This is a genomic window from Streptomyces thermospinosisporus (genome assembly GCF_039526425.1).
In the GTDB taxonomy this organism is placed as follows: Bacteria; Actinomycetota; Actinomycetes; order Streptomycetales; family Streptomycetaceae; genus Streptomyces; species Streptomyces thermocarboxydovorans.
Genome location: NZ_BAAAIZ010000016.1, coordinates 17,531 through 31,851, shown reverse-complemented (window position 1 = coordinate 31,851; position 14,321 = coordinate 17,531). Strand labels below are relative to the sequence as shown.

Here is a 14,321-nt window from a genome sequence, read left to right as displayed (position 1 = left end):
GGCCGGGGCTGCGGCGCGGGACCGCCCGGCCTGCCCGCGGGGAGCCCGCGGGACTCCACCTCGTGCTCGAAGAGGTCGTCGAGGACTTCACTCCCGCCGGGGGCCGGACCGCCGGGGGCCGGGGGCGGTGAACCGGACGCGGCCACAGGCATCGGGGGCGGTGGGGGCGTCGGAGGCCCGGCCGCCGCGCTTGCCGCCGTGTCCATCGTGCCCGCCGCCATATCCACGGCGCCCACCGCCGTACCGCCCGCGGCCAGGCCGTCCACGGCCCGGGCGGCGGGGCGGGGCCCCGCCGCGTCGTACCCGGCGAACAGATCGGCCAGGCCCGCCGGGGGCTCGCGCCAGCCGGACGGGGCCGGGGCCGGCTGGCTCCGCCCGATGCGGACCGACCGCAGCCGCGGCAGGTCGGTGCGGCGCCGCAAGTCGGCGGTGGCGAAGGCGATGCGCACACCGGTCCAGTCCTCGCCCGTGCGCTGGGCGACCGAGGCACGCAGCACCAGACGGGCCTCCCCGTCGCCCCGGCGGTGCGTCAGCCGGTAGGCGGGCACCCAGAGCGCGCCGGGCACCCCGTACTCGAGCTCGATCTCCACCTCGGCGGCGTCGTCAGTGCCGTCGGTGTTGTCGGTGTCGTCGGCGTCGCCGGCGCCGGCCGCGCCTTCGAGGGTCAGCACCGCGCACACAGCGGTCTCCACATGCGCCGCCGGAGCGTCGTTCGAGGCGCGGGCGTGGCGGTCCACGGCGATCGCGAGCTCGTGCTCGACCCGGCGCAGCTCCTCCTCCAGCTCGACGAGCCGGGCGTGCAGCTTGGTCAGCCGCTCGTCGACGAAGCCGGCCAGCTCCAGCCAGGCGTCCACCGGAGTGCGCCGGTGCGTGTCGTCGTCCTTCCTGCGGGGCGGCGGCACCGGGCGCAGCGCCTCGACCTCCCCGATCCGTGCGAGCTGCCGGTCCCGCCGGTCCCGGGCCGCCGCATGCTCCTCGCGCAGCCGCTCCACCTCGCGATGCAGGGCGTCGGCCGTGTCCGTACCGAGCGGCTCGGCCTCGACCTCCACCCGGGCCTGGGTGACGCGCACCCCGGCGCCCCCCACCACGCGCGCCCGCAGCGAATCGGGGTCGAGGGAGCGCGGCAGACCCCGCACCCGCACCCGCCCGCCGGCCGGCACCCGGCCCCGTGCCCGGCGGCGGCACAGGGCGCCCTGCGCGTACACCACCACCGAGTCGAGCACGGATCCCCACGCCCCGCCGCCTGCCTCAACTGCCATGCCGTTCCCCGCCCGAGCCGTCTCGCATGCCGAAGGCAGCCTACGCCGCACGCGCCGGACACCGCCGGGGAGCGTCGCGGTCCCGGCGGCTCAGCACACCTGGCCGCGGGCACCGGTCCGGCACCGGGCCGCACCGCCCGGCGTCCGGCCGGCTCCGCACGGGCGGCACCGGGCCGCGCCGCCCGGAGCGCGTGTTGCCGGGTCTCCCGGCGGGTCCCCTCGCCGCGGGACCGCGGGTGCCGCATCGTGGACGGCAGCGGCCGCCGCGCCGGAGACGGCCGTACCTGCCTGGTGCGCTGCAGCTGAGGCGCCCGTGAGGTAGGCAGGTAGAGGGAGTGAGTGCGATGAGCCGAGCGGAGCAGCCCTCCGGGCGGGCGGGCGCGGAGGACGGGGCTGCGGGTCCGAGCGGCCTGATGGATCTGCTGGGCGTGGCCGCGGTGCTCGTCGAGCCCGACGGCCGGATCGACATGTGGAGCCCGCAGGCGGAGGAACTGTTCGGCTACACCCGTGCCGAGGCCGTGGGGGAGTACGCCGCGCCCCTGCTGCTGCACCCGGAGCACCGCCAGTTTGGGCTGCGGCTGTTCGCCGAGGTGATGGTGACCGGCCGGGGCTGGGCCGGGGCCATGCCGGTCCGGCACAAGGACGGCAGCACCCGCATGATCGAACTGCGCACCATGCGCCTCACCGACAGCGACGGCGCGCACTTCGCCCTGGGACTGGCCACCGACCGGTCCACCGTGCGGCAGATGGAACGCAAGCTCGCCCTGTCCGAGAGGCTGGTCGCCCAGGCCCCCATCGGGCTGTCCGTCCTCGACACCGATCTGCGCTACCTGGCCGTCAATCCGGCGCTCGCGGCCATGGACGGCGTTCCCGTCGCCGGCCACCTGGGCCGGCGGTTCCGCGACGTGCTGCCCGCCGAGCCGTACGCGGGCGTGGAGGCCGCGATGCGGCGGGTGCTGGAGGGCGGGGCCCCGGTGGTGGACCAGCAGGTGGTGGGCCCCACCGGCACCGACCGGGACGAGGAACGGGCCTGGAACATGTCGCTGTACCGGCTGGAGGACCACCGCGGCCATGTGCTGGGCATCGCCAATGTCGTCGTCGATGTCACCGACCAGTTCCGGGCCGCCCGGCGGGCCGACCGCGCCCAGCAGCGGCTGCGCCTGGTGGCCAGCGGCTCCTCCCGCATCGGCACCACGCTGGAGGTGGAGCGCACCGCGCAGGAGCTGGCCGACGTCGTGGTCCCGGACCTGGCGGACATGGTCGCGGTGGACCTGCTCGACTCCGTCCTGCAGACCGGCCGCACCGGCCTCGGCGAGGGCCCGCCGCTGTTCCGCGCGCTCGCGGTGAAGACCGCCTACCCCACCGACGCCGCCCAGGCCATCGTCCCGCCGGGTCACCTGACCACGTACCACGCCGATCACCCTGCCGCCCGCTGCATCCGCACCCGCAGCCCCCAGCTGATCACCCATGTCAAGGGCGACTTCGGCAGGATCGCCGCCGACCCCGCGGCCGCCCGGCTGCTCGAACGGGCCGGGGTGCACACCGACATGGCCGTCCCGCTCATCGCCCGCGGCGAGATCATCGGCGTGATGGCGCTGGCCCGCGCCCGCAACCCCGTGCCGTTCGACGACGACGACGTCGCCCTCGCCCTCGAACTCGCCTCGTCCGCCGCGCTGAGCATGGACAACGCCGTGCTGCACCAGCACATCCGCAGCACCGCCGAGACCCTGCAGCGCAGCCTGCTGCCCCGGCTCGAGCCCCGCCACCCCGGACTGCAGATCGCCGCCCGCTACCGGCCCGCGCAGGCCTTCAGCGAGGTCGGCGGCGACTGGTACGACGCCATCCCCCTCGACGGCGACCGCACCGCGCTCACCGTGGGCGACGTGATGGGCAGCGGCATCCCGGCGGCCACCACCATGGGGCGGCTGCGGACCGCCACCTCCACCCTCGCCGACCTCGACCTCGGCCCCTCCCTGATCCTCACCCACCTCGACAAGATCGCCCGAAGCCTGGACCCGTACCTGGCCACCTGCCTGTACGCGGTCTACGACCCGCACACGCGCCGCCTGGTCGCGGCCTCCGCCGGACACCTGCCCCCGGTGTTCCTCAAGGCGGGCCGGCCACCCCGGCTGCTCGACCTGCGCGTCGGCACCCCGCTGGGCGTGGGCGGTGTCGCCTTCGAGACGACCACCCTCGACCTGCAGCCCGGTGACCAGCTGATCCTCTACACCGACGGGCTGGTCGAGACCCGCCACGACCCCATCGACGAACGCCTGAACTTCCTTCTGCGGCAGCTGTCACCGCCGTACGGCTCGGTGGAGGAGACCTGCGACCGGCTGCTCAGGCGCCTGCCGCACCCGGCCGGCCACGACGACGTGGCCCTGCTGGTCGCGGGCGCCCAGCCGCTGCAGGCCGACGGCACCGGCCCGTACGGCGCACGGTGACACCGGCGCCGCTCACGAGCCGGCGCCGCCCGGCGTCTGCGGCGCGGGCCGCCGCTCACGAGGTCGGCGACGCGGGCGGCGTGCGGCCCGCCAGCACGTCCTTCAGCCGCTCGGTGCCCTGCTGCACCGCGGCCTCCACGGAGTCCTTCTCGCCGCCGTTCAGTCCGCCCGCCGTGACGGTGATCGCGTCCGAACCGACGCGCACCACGCCGATGTCCAGGGTGAGCGTGGCCGGCGAGCCGTCGACCGTGCCCTGGACCGTCACCTCCAGACCCTGCCGCTCGTCGCCCTCGTCGGGCAGCTGGTACTCGACCACCTGCACGGTGCGCTCCTCGCCCCCAGACGCGCCGGCCGTGAACTGGTCGCACTTCTCCGGCAGGGACTCCAGCCAGTTCATCGAGTCGTCCAGTTCGGCCCGGTCGTAGGCGGACACCTGGTACAGCAGCCGCGAGTCGCCCTGGGTGAACCCGGTGAGCGCGGAGGCGCCGGACGGCTTGCCCAGCAACTCCTCGCTGTAGAGGCCGTCGAGCAGCCGCTGGCAGTCGGCGGCGTCCGTCTCGGCGGTGATGAAGTCGTCCACGTCCACGTCGCCGATGAGCAGGCTGTCGCGCCACTTCTCGGCGTCGTCCACCTGCGTCCAGTCGTCCTCGATGTCCGCCTCGGTGATCAGCGCCGCCCGCGCGCCCTCCTCGGTCAGGCCGCCGGCGGGCGTGGTGGTCTGCCGGGCGGCGGGAGCGGCGGCGCGGGACTCCTTCGGGGACGCGGTGACCTCGGCGGACCGGGTCTCCCCGTCCCCGCCGTCGCCGGAGCAGGCCGCGGTGGTCAGCAGGGCACCCGAGGCCGCCACGGCGGCGAGGACACGGACGGTGCGGGACGGACGGATCATGATGTGAAGCCTCCTGGCAGCACGGACGTCTGCCCCCAGCGCACCACCGGCCGCCCCGGCCGACCAGCGCGGTACGGCCGTCCGGGGGACAGGGTGTCTCAGCCCTTCCCGTCGCGCGCGGCCGGCGGCACGGCAGGCCCGAGGCGGCGTCTGAGGAACGGCTCCTGGGAGAGCACGGCCCCCACGGTGAGGGCGACGGCGACCGCCACCGCCATCACGATCAGCCAGGACAGCAGCACGAACACCGAACCGGCCGGACCGTACTCGGCGAGCGTCCGGTTCAGCGCCCGCGGCATGTAGAAGTGCGCCGTCACCGACAGGCCCTCGACCGCGAGCGCCGTGAGCACGGCTCCCGGCAGCAGCGGCCCCCAGCGCACCGCGCCGCCCAGCAGCAGATGCTGGGTCCACCACCACATCACCGTCTGCATGACGAAGATGACGGCGACCGCGACGACGGCGAGTACCACCCCCGCGTCGCTCACACTGTGCAGCCACCCCTGCAGCAGCAGGGCGCCCAGCCACAGCACGATCCACGCCACCCACCGCCACGGAGCGACCTTCGCCCGGGACCGGGGGAGCAGCCACACCCGCCGGCACAGCCGCTGCACGGCGCGGCTCACCGCGGTCGCCGACAGCAGCACCATCAGGCAGCCCACCAGCCCGGTGGCCTGCCTCAGATCGTCGCTCGGCGGCCTGAACGCCTGCTCCACCTGGGCCTTCGCCTCCCCGGTCAGCCCCAGGACGGCACTGACCGACGCGGCGATCTGCTCCTGCACCGCCTCGGGCGCGTAGGCGCTCAGCACGAACAGCAGGGGAACGGCGGTGAGGAAGCACTGGGCCGCGATACGGGTGGCGGAGTCGAAGATGTTCACCGCGACCATGCGGTCCACCAGCGCCGTGACGACCGGGAACCGCCGCTGCACCCGCTGATGCAGGGCCTTCTGCCAGGCCGTCAGCTTCCGCACCCGGGCACGCCAGCGGGCTCGGCTCAGCACGGGACACCACCGCCGAGGGTTGCCGACGCACCACCGTCGAGGGTTGCCGACGGCGCAGCGTCCCCGCCTGCCCTCGTCACCATCGGCCCGCTCCTTCCCACTCACAGACTGCGCGAACGGGCGGGCCACGGCACCCCAGGCGGCGGCGCGCACGGAGCGGCATCGAACGACACGGGCCGTGCCGGAGGACGAGATGCGGCGCCCTGCGGACGAGATGGCGTGCGCTGCGGACGAGATGGCGTGCGCTGCGGACGAGATGGCGTGCCCGGCGAACGAGATGCGTCCCCCGAGGGCCCTGCATAGGCTCGGTCCGTACGTGTCCGACGGGATGGCCCCGCCCATGGTCCTCGACCTGCTGCTCATCGCTCTCGCCATCACCCTCGACCCCCTGCCGCTCATGGCGTTCGTCCTGGGGCGCCATCGTCGCCAGCGCGGCCACGGTGGCACTCGGCCTGCTCGCCCTGCTGCTGAGCGATCTCACCAACAACCGGGCCCTGGGCCCCGTCGGTGCCATCGGCATCGTCTGCTCCGTGGTCAGCGCGCTCACCTTCCTGCCGGCCGCTCTGGTGCTGTGCGGCCGTGCCGCCTACTGGCCGGCCAAACCCCGGACCGGCGACGCACAGGGCGCCTCCGGCGGCATCTGGCGCCGGATCGCGCACCTCGTCGACAACGCCCCGCGCAAGGTCTGGGCGGTCTCCCTGACCGCCCTGCTGGCCTGCGCCGCCCTGGCACCGGCCCTCACCTCCAAGGGCGTGCCGCTGGACGAGACCTTCGTGGACGACGCCCCGTCCGTCACCGCCCAGCGGGCCCTCAGCGAGCACTTCCCGGGCGGCTCCGGAAACCCGGCGGTGATCATCACCGACGCCGGCCCGCTGGAGAAGGTGGTCGCGGCGGCCCGCGACACCGAAGGAGTCGCCTCGGCCGCGCCCGTGAGCCGCTCCGGCCGCCCCGGAGGGGAGCCGTACGTCGTCGACGGACGCGCCCGCGTGGACGTCACGCTCGCCTCCGCCGCCGACAGCGACGAGGCCAGGGAGACGATCGCCCGGCTGCGCGACGCCGTCGGCTCGGTGCAGGGCGCGGACGCCCTCGTCGGCGGCTACACCGCCCAGCAGTACGACACCCTGCGCACCGCCGAACGGGACCGCACGCTGATCGTCCCCGTGGTCCTCGCGGTGATCTTCCTCGTCCTGGTGGGTTTGCTGCGCTCCCTGCTGACGCCTGCCTTGCTGGTGGCCACCGTGGCGCTCAACTTCCTCGCCACCCTCGGCATCGCCTCCCTGGTGTTCACCCGCGTCTTCGGCTTCACCGGGACCGACCCCTCGGTGCCGCTGTACGGCTTCGTCTTCCTCGTGGCGCTCGGCGTCGACTACAACATCTTCCTGATGTCCCGGGTACGGGAGGAGTCGCTGCGCCACGGCGTGCGCGAGGGCATGCTGCGCGGACTGGTCACCACGGGCGGCGTGATCACCTCCGCCGGAGTGGTGCTCGCCGCGACCTTCGCCGCGCTCAGCGTCATCCCGCTCGCCTTCCTGGTGCAGATCGCCTTCATCGTGGCGTTCGGCGTCCTGCTGGACACGCTGGTGGTCCGCTCCCTGCTGGTCCCCGCCCTGGTGCGGGACATCGGCGCCAAGGCGTGGTGGCCGGGCCGGCTCAGCAGGAAGCCCTAGCTAGGGCCGTTCGTCTGGATCAGGCTGCGGAGCATCGGCAACTGACGACAACGCGGCAGATGCGCGTGCCAGACCCCGCGTCTGCGGGCTGATCCAAACGAACGGCCCCAGCGGCCGCGGCCCTCATGTCCGCCCCCGGCACGGCACGTTCCGTTGCCGGGGGCGGACTCGCGTGGCGGGCGCACCTGCACGGTGACAGCATGGAAGTGGTGCACCGTGCCGCTCCGCACCCTCGTGAGGAGGGCTGGACATGACCCAACGTCTGGTCGTCTGCTGTGACGGCACCTGGAACTTCGCGGACCAGCCCAGCAAGACCAATGTCGCCAAGGTCGCCCTGGCGGTGAGCCGGGGAACCGTCGCCGGCAAGGAACAGCGCGTCCACTACCACAGCGGCGTCGGCACCCGGCGGCTCGAGCGGCTGCGGGGCGGGGCGTTCGGCGTGGGCCTCTCACGCAACGTCGCCGCCGCCTACCGGTTCCTCGTCGAGGCCTACGAGCCCGGCGACGAGCTGTTCCTCTTCGGCTTCAGCCGGGGCGCGTTCACCGCCCGCAGCCTCTCCGGGCTGCTACGGCACTGCGGTGTACTGCGCCGCGGCCACGCCGACCGCGTCCCGGAGGCCTGGGCGCTGTACCGGGACCGCATCGAGAAGCCCAACGGCGCGGCGGCCACGCTGTTCCGCCGCTCCTACGCCTACGAGACGGACATCCGGTTCATCGGGGTGTGGGACACGGTCGGCGCCCTCGGCATCCCGGTCCCGGACGCGACATGGCTGCGGCCCGCGGTGGACCGTTTCAACCGCCGATGGGCCTTCCACAACACGGAGTTGAGCAGCTGGATCCAGGGCGCCTTCCACGCCCTCGCCATCGATGAGCAGCGCTCGGCCTTCCGGCCGGCCCTCTGGCACCAGCAGTCCGGCGCTGCCGGGCAGGGCCAGGAACTGAAACAGGTCTGGTTCGCCGGGGCGCACTCCGATACCGGCGGCGGATACAAGGAGACCGGCCTCTCCGACATCGCCTTGCTGTGGATGGTCGATCAGGCCCGCCGGTACGGCCTCGAATTCGACACCGACGTGCTCAGCGATGCCGGACCGAAGGTGATGAGGCCTCAGGAGAGCATCGACTTCCAGGTACGGCCGGACAGCGCCGGCCCGCTGCACTCCTCACGCACCGGCATCTACCGGCTGTCCAGGCCGCTGCACCGGCCGCTGGGCGCGGCGGTGAACGACGAGGGCGAGCCGGACGGGAACGAGTTCCTCGCGGTGCCCGCCAAGGAGCGCTACGACCGCGACGCGGGCTACCGGCCGCCGGAGCTGGAGCGGTACCTCACCGCGCAGGACCGGCTGCGGCTGGAGCCGGTGCTGCTGCCCGGCCTCGCCCATGGCCTGCCACCCATCCCGCCCACGGCACCCGCCGACGCACCCGAGGGACGGCTCCACAAGTCGCCGTGACCACAGGTCGCCGTCGTCCGACGGCTCTTGCCGGGGGTCACGTGTTCTGAGGGCAGACCCGGCCCACCGGCTCCCAGTGCAGACCCCGGCGCTCGTCCTCGCTCAGATCGCGGCCCAGCACCTGGCACAGATGACGCTTCCACAGCGCCGGGCCGAGCCGGAACACCTCCATGCCCTCCGGCGTTCCGCGCAGCACCGTCCGGCCGTCCGGCGAGATCGCGTGGAAGGACTGCTCCTCCAGGAAGTCGTAGGCGTCGATGCGGCCGGGGTCCTCGAAGTGGAGGAAGCGGACGGCGGTGCCGTTGGCGACCACGAACGCGGACCTGCCGACCGGCCTCAGCTGCGACTCGTCGCCCCGCATGGCGGGCCCGAGCGGTCCGAGAACCCGTCGGGCGGTCCCGCCGGTCACCGACCAGCCCTCCAGCAGCCCGCCCATGGTGGCGACCAGCGCGTGCCGCCCGTCCTCGGTGAATCCTCCGGCGACGAAGCCGTCGCCGAAGCGCAGACGCACCGCCTCGTTCTCCTTGCCGGTGCGGCGGTCGACGGCGTGGACGGTGGGCCGGCCGCGCACATTGACGAGCAGATACCCGGGCTCGGGGTTGCCGCGGACGAAGAACTCGGCCGACGGCCGGTCGGCGTGATCTCGTCCGGAGCGCTCGCCAGGTCCCGGAACCGCCCCACGAAGCTCTCGGCCACCGGCCGCACGGTGTCCGGCATCTGCCCGAAGGACCGCTCGGCCCGCGCCACGGAACGGCCCCCTCGGCCCACCCGGACCAAGGCCTCGTCGACTTCCCGGATCTGCACCCGGACCGCCTCGCCGCTGCCGTCGTCCAGGGGCACCTCGACCGTGTGGACCGGCCGATCGCTCATCGCTGCCTCCGATGTGGGGGAAGCCAAGATCGTAGGGAGGCGCATCCACCGTCCGAGCCGGGTTCGGGGGCGGATCACCCCTGCGGGTGGCTGCGGGCGGGTGGTGCTCCGCACCCTGTGATAGAGGCCGCTGCTGGAACGAGACGGTTCGTCTTGCTATGGTGGCGGCATGGCTTTCCTCTTCTTCTTCGTCTGATCCCGGGCACGGCCGATGCCGCCGTCCTGCCTGCCCGCAGACCCTTCGCACACCCAGGGAAAGTCATATGCGCGACCGCGCCCGTACTCCTGCCCCCACCGCTGCCCGCCCCACCGTCACCGCCGCCCCGGCCGCCGTGGCGCAGCTGTCCGTCAAGGACGTCACCAAGACCTACGGCACCCACACCGTCCTCGACCAGGTCACCTTCACCGTGCGCCCCGGCGAGAAGGCGGCCGTCGTCGGAGAGAACGGATCCGGCAAGTCCACCCTGCTGCGGCTGCTCGCCGGGGCCGAGGCGCCGGACGCCGGAGAGATCACCGTCAGCTTCCCCGGAGGTACCGGACACCTCGCCCAGACCCTCGACCTCGACCCGTCCTGCACCGTGCAGGACGCCGTCGACCTCGCCCTGTCCGACCTGCGGGACCTGGAACGCCGGCTCCGTGCCGCCGAGCAGTCCCTCGCCGATGCCACCGACGGGCAGCTCGCCGCCTACGGCGACCTGCTGAGCGCCTACGAGGAGCGCGGCGGCTACGAGGCCGACGCCCGGGTGGACGCCGCCCTGCACGGGCTCGGGCTCGCCCGGATCACGCGTGACCGCCTGCTCGGCACGCTCTCCGGCGGTGAGCAGTCGCGGCTCGCCCTCGCCTGCGTGCTGGCCGCAGCCCCCGAACTGCTGCTCCTGGACGAGCCGACCAACCACCTCGACGCGGCGGCCGTGCACTGGCTGGAGGAGCGTCTGCGCGCCCACCGCGGCACCGTCGTCGCCGTCACCCACGACCGCGGCTTCCTGGAGCGCATCGCCACCACCATCCTCGAGGTCGACCGCGACGAGCGCACCGTGCACCGGTACGGCGACGGCTGGGCGGGCTACCGCGCCGCCAAGGCCGCCGCCCGCCGCCGCGCCGAACAGCGGTACGCGGACTGGGCCGAGGAGGTCGAGCGGATGGAGGAGCTGCTGGAAGCCGCCGGGCGGCGCCTGGCCACCACCGGCCGCGATCCGAAGCAGGGGTTCGGCAAGCACCGCCGCTCCAGCGAGGCCAAGCTCGGCGGACAGGTGCGCGCGGTGCGGGAGCGCCTGGCCCAGCTGCGGCGCAACCCCGTGCCCGAGCCCCCGCAGCCGCTCCGCTTCACGGCGGCCCCGGCCTCCACCGGCGCCGCGGCTCAGGGCCCCCTCGCCGAACTGGAGGACGTACGCGTCGGCCAACGGCTGTGCCTGGACGGGCTCCTGACGATCCGGCCCGGACAACGGCTGCTCGTCACCGGCGAGAACGGCGCGGGCAAGACCACCCTGCTGCGCGTTCTCGCCGGGGACCTCGAACCGGACGCGGGGACGGTGCGCCGCACCGCCCGGATCGGCCACCTCGAGCAGGAGCTGCCCGCGCACTCCACCCGGCTGCCGCTGCTCGCCGCCTTCGCCGCCGGGCGGCCCGGGCTGCCGGACGAGTACGCCGAACAGCTGCTGTCCCTAGGGCTGTTCCGCGAGGAGGACCTGCACGTCCCCGTCGCCGCCCTCTCCGCGGGGCAGCAGCGGCGCCTGCAGATCGCGACCCTGGTCACCCGGCCCGCCGACCTCCTGGTCCTCGACGAGCCGACCAACCACATCGCACTGGACCTGGTCGAGGACCTCCAGGCCGCGCTCGCCGAGTACCCGGGCGCGGTCGTCGCGGTCTCCCACGACCGGAACTTCCGCGCCCGCTTCGGCGGGGAGCGGCTGGAGCTGCGCGACGGCCGCAGGGTCTGAGCCTCTCGGCTCACGGCCGACGGCTGCGGGGTCCGAGCCTCACGGCTCACGGCCGACGGCGGGTCAGCGCTTGGCCGCGACCCCGGCGATCGAGACGTGCGGGGCGTCCTGATCGGGCCGGCCGGGGTCGGGACGCCACTCGACCGTGGGAACGACCCCCGGCTCAACCACGTCGAGCCCGGAGAAGAAGGAGGCGATCTCCTGCGGCGACCGCAGGTGATAGGTGTTCGCCGACTGCCGGTTGTACACCTCGACCGCCCGGTTGAGCGCCTCGTTGGTGTTCGTGCCGTCGCTGAGGGCCAGCCAGCTGCCCGCGGGCAGACCGTCCAGCAGGGCGCTCATCAGCTCGGCCGGGCGGTCCTCGTCGGAGATCTGCCCCAGGATGCCCAGCATGGTCAGCCCCACCGGGCGGTCCAGGTCCAGGGTCTTCGACGCCTCGGCCAGGATGCGGTCCGGGTCGCGGACGTCGGCGTCCACATAGGCGCAGGCGCCCTCGGGGCTGCTGGTGAGCAGTGCCCGGGCGTGCACCAGGACGAGGGGATCGTTGTCCACGTAGACGATGCGGCTCTCCGGGGCGATCCGCTGGGCCAGTTCATGGGTGTTGTCGGCGGTGGGCAGCCCGGTGCCGATGTCCAGGAACTGGCGGATGCCGGCCTCCCCGGCCAGGAAACGCACGGCACGCGCGAGGAACCGCCGCTGCTGCCGGGCGACGGAGGCGAACTCGGGGAAGGTCGCGAGGATCGCCTCGCCCGCCTCGATGTCGACGGGATAGTTGTCCTTGCCGCCGAGCAGGTAGTTCCACACCCGGGCGGAATGCGGTCGGTCGGTCTGCAGCCGTGCCCTGAGCTCGTCGTGTGCTGGTTCCATGCCGACAGCTTCACACAGTCGTGGCGCGAAAGCCCGGTCAACTGCGCACTTGACCCCTCGACTTCGTCGCTGCCGGAGGCCGCCTGCGAGAGATTCTGAGTCTGACGCGGTCCTGACAACGGACAATTTCCGTGGCACTCTGCCTCACGCACGTCTGTCCGCACCGCTCTTCATCCCCCACCCTGCCGGGAGCCGCACAACGGAGCGCCCGGCACGGCAGAAGGAGACCTGCGTGAGACGACACCGCACTGCCACCGGCGTCCTGCTGGCCGCGGGAGCCCTGTTCGCCGGCGGGCTGATGAACTCCGCCTCCGCCGGCGCCGCACCGTTCGGCCCCGACGCAGCTCCGTCGGCCGGGTCCCGTACCGTCCCGCTCGCCGAACAGCGCGCCTCCAAGACCTTCTGGACCCCGGAGCGCATGCGCAGCGCCAAGCCCCTCGACCTGGAGCTGACCTCGCCGCCCAAGAGCCTCGAGGCTCCCGGCGCCGGCCACCGCACGCCCACGGTCGTGCCCGCAACCCCGGCCGCCTTCCCCCAGCCCGGCGGCCCGTGGACCGGCGGCGGAGCCGTGAAGACCACCTCGGGCCGGGTGTTCTTCACCTTCCAGGGCCGTACCGCCTCCTGCTCCGGCAACGCCGTCACCAGCCAGAACGCCAGCACCGTCATCACGGCCGGGCACTGCGTGAAGTACCAGGGCAGCTGGCACACCAACTGGGTCTTCGTGCCCGCCTACGACAACGGCAGCGCGCCCTACGGCCAGTGGACCGCCACCCGCACCCTCACCACGCCCCAGTGGGAGGCGAGCGAGGACATCAACCACGACGTCGGCGCCGCGGTCGTCGCCCCGCTGAACGGCAAGAAGCTCACCGACGTGGTGGGCGCCCAGGGCCTGCAGTTCAACGGCGGCTACAACAAGCGCATGTACGCCTTCGGCTTCCCGGCCGCCTCGCCGTACGACGGCTCCAAGCTCATCTACTGCAGCGGCAACAGCTCCAAGGACTTCCTGTTCTCCCAGGACCACAGCCTCGGCTGCAACATGACCGGAGGCTCCAGCGGCGGCCCCTGGTTCACCGGCTTCGACGAGGCGTCCGGCACCGGTCTGCAGGTCTCGGTGAACAGCTTCGGCTACACCTTCCTGCCCAACCGCATGTTCGGCCCGTACTTCGGAGACACGGCCAAGGCCCTGTACGACAAGGCCCAGGTCTCCTAGACCGAGCCGCGTCCACTACGCGGCGATGGCGCCCGCCCGGCGCCGGGCGGGCGCCAACGCGTGCTCAGGGGGCGGTGCCTCGGCGCGGCAGGCGGTACGTCACATGCGTGACCTGGCTCGCCGCCCGCGACCCGACCAGCTCGAGGGAGAGCGGCGGCACGCCCTCGAACAGGCGGGTGCCGCCGCCCAGCGTCAGCGGGGCGATGTGCAGGCGCAGTTCGTCGATCAGGCCCGCCGCGAGGTACTCGTTGATCGTGGTCGCGCCGCCCTGGACCGCCACATCGCCGTCACCGGCCGCCGCACGCGCCTGCTCCAGGGCCGACCCGATGCCGCCGGTGACGAAGTGGAAGGTGGTGCCGCCCTCCATCGGCTGCGGCTCGCGCGCATGATGGGTCAGTACGAACACCGGGGCGTGGAACGGGGGATCGTCGCCCCACCAGCCGTTCCACGTCCGGTCCCACTCGCCGCGCACCGGGCCGAACATGTTGCGCCCCATGATGAACGCCCGGGCGGAGCCCATCCGCGCCAGCTCGGCCCGGTTCTCGTCCGGCGTGTCGAACATCCAGGCGTGCAGCCCCGCCCCGGTGCCGTCCCCGCCGTCGTCGCCGAACGGGCGCTCCTCGGTCTGGTGGTGCCCGGCCGAGTACCCGTCGACCGAGATCGTGATGTCGCAGACCACCTTGCCTGTGTGCCGGGTCATCCGTGCTCTTCCTCTCCGGACGAGGCGGTCCCGCCCCAT

Annotated in this window: 10 protein-coding genes and 2 pseudogenes; 5 read left to right on the top strand and 7 right to left on the bottom strand. The window is 73.6% G+C overall.

The window, feature by feature from the left end:
• A partial coding sequence (locus tag ABD207_RS07105; protein WP_344010919.1) for a DUF4140 domain-containing protein occupies positions 1-1,259 on the bottom strand: 1,259 nt, incomplete at its 3' end.
• Positions 1,260-1,603: 344 nt separating this feature from the next.
• Between ABD207_RS07105 and ABD207_RS07100 the strand changes: the two genes are divergently transcribed.
• Positions 1,604-3,703 (top strand): SpoIIE family protein phosphatase, encoded by a 2,100-nt coding sequence (locus tag ABD207_RS07100; protein ID WP_344010918.1) that lies wholly within the window; start codon positions 1,604-1,606, stop codon positions 3,701-3,703.
• A gap of 55 nt (positions 3,704-3,758) precedes the next feature.
• Here the strand turns inward: ABD207_RS07100 and ABD207_RS07095 are convergent, their stop codons facing one another.
• Together ABD207_RS07095 and ABD207_RS07090 are read right to left on the bottom strand one after the other, a co-directional pair.
• Entirely contained in the window at positions 3,759-4,592 is an 834-nt protein-coding gene (locus ABD207_RS07095) for a hypothetical protein (RefSeq protein ID WP_344010923.1), read from the bottom strand.
• Positions 4,593-4,687: 95 nt separating this feature from the next.
• Positions 4,688-5,554 carry a YhjD/YihY/BrkB family envelope integrity protein gene (locus ABD207_RS07090; RefSeq protein WP_344010917.1) on the bottom strand — a complete coding sequence of 289 codons (867 nt, stop codon included), beginning with the start codon at positions 5,552-5,554 and terminating at the stop codon, positions 4,688-4,690.
• Positions 5,555-5,985: 431 nt separating this feature from the next.
• Between ABD207_RS07090 and ABD207_RS07085 the strand changes: the two are divergent.
• Together ABD207_RS07085 and ABD207_RS07080 are read left to right on the top strand one after the other, a co-directional pair.
• Positions 5,986-7,251: pseudogene (locus ABD207_RS07085) on the top strand (MMPL family transporter); the annotation flags it as partial.
• 250 nt (positions 7,252-7,501) lie between these two features.
• Positions 7,502-8,698 (top strand): DUF2235 domain-containing protein, encoded by a 1,197-nt coding sequence (locus tag ABD207_RS07080; RefSeq protein ID WP_344010915.1) that lies wholly within the window; start codon positions 7,502-7,504, stop codon positions 8,696-8,698.
• A 37-nt stretch (positions 8,699-8,735) separates the two neighbouring features.
• Here the strand turns inward: ABD207_RS07080 and ABD207_RS07075 are convergent, their stop codons facing one another.
• Positions 8,736-9,269, bottom strand: a complete 534-nt coding sequence (locus ABD207_RS07075; protein ID WP_344010925.1) for a hypothetical protein — start codon at positions 9,267-9,269, stop codon at positions 8,736-8,738.
• 77 nt (positions 9,270-9,346) lie between these two features.
• Positions 9,347-9,568, bottom strand: a pseudogene (locus ABD207_RS07070) (CU044_2847 family protein); the annotation flags it as partial.
• A gap of 263 nt (positions 9,569-9,831) precedes the next feature.
• On the opposite strand from ABD207_RS07070, the gene abc-f reads away from it, so the two are divergent.
• Complete coding sequence (abc-f, locus tag ABD207_RS07065; RefSeq protein ID WP_344010914.1) at positions 9,832-11,505, top strand: ribosomal protection-like ABC-F family protein; 1,674 nt, start codon at positions 9,832-9,834, stop codon at positions 11,503-11,505.
• 63 nt (positions 11,506-11,568) lie between these two features.
• Here the strand turns inward: abc-f and ABD207_RS07060 are convergent, their stop codons facing one another.
• Positions 11,569-12,372: an SAM-dependent methyltransferase gene (locus ABD207_RS07060; RefSeq protein ID WP_344010913.1), complete on the bottom strand. Its 804-nt coding sequence runs from the start codon at positions 12,370-12,372 to the stop codon at positions 11,569-11,571.
• 232 nt (positions 12,373-12,604) lie between these two features.
• Here ABD207_RS07060 and ABD207_RS07055 point away from each other — a divergent pair, with 232 nt between their 5' ends.
• Positions 12,605-13,582, top strand: a complete 978-nt coding sequence (locus ABD207_RS07055) for a trypsin-like serine peptidase (protein WP_344010911.1) — start codon at positions 12,605-12,607, stop codon at positions 13,580-13,582.
• Positions 13,583-13,646: 64 nt separating this feature from the next.
• Here ABD207_RS07055 and ABD207_RS07050 read toward each other — a convergent pair whose 3' ends face one another.
• Entirely contained in the window at positions 13,647-14,282 is a 636-nt protein-coding gene (locus ABD207_RS07050) for a dihydrofolate reductase family protein (protein ID WP_344010910.1), read from the bottom strand.
• Positions 14,283-14,321: the final 39 nt, after the last annotated feature.

Bases quoted from the DNA above. Each gene is read 5' to 3' on its own strand.
- ABD207_RS07100 (WP_344010918.1), top strand. From the start codon at position 1,604: ATGAGCCGAGCGGAGCAGCCCTCCGGGCGGGCGGGCGCGGAGGACGGG.
- ABD207_RS07050 (WP_344010910.1), bottom strand. From the start codon at position 14,282: ATGACCCGGCACACAGGCAAGGTGGTCTGCGACATCACGATCTCGGTC.
- ABD207_RS07060 (WP_344010913.1), bottom strand. From the start codon at position 12,372: ATGGAACCAGCACACGACGAGCTCAGGGCACGGCTGCAGACCGACCGA.
- abc-f (WP_344010914.1), top strand. From the start codon at position 9,832: ATGCGCGACCGCGCCCGTACTCCTGCCCCCACCGCTGCCCGCCCCACC.
- ABD207_RS07080 (WP_344010915.1), top strand. From the start codon at position 7,502: ATGACCCAACGTCTGGTCGTCTGCTGTGACGGCACCTGGAACTTCGCG.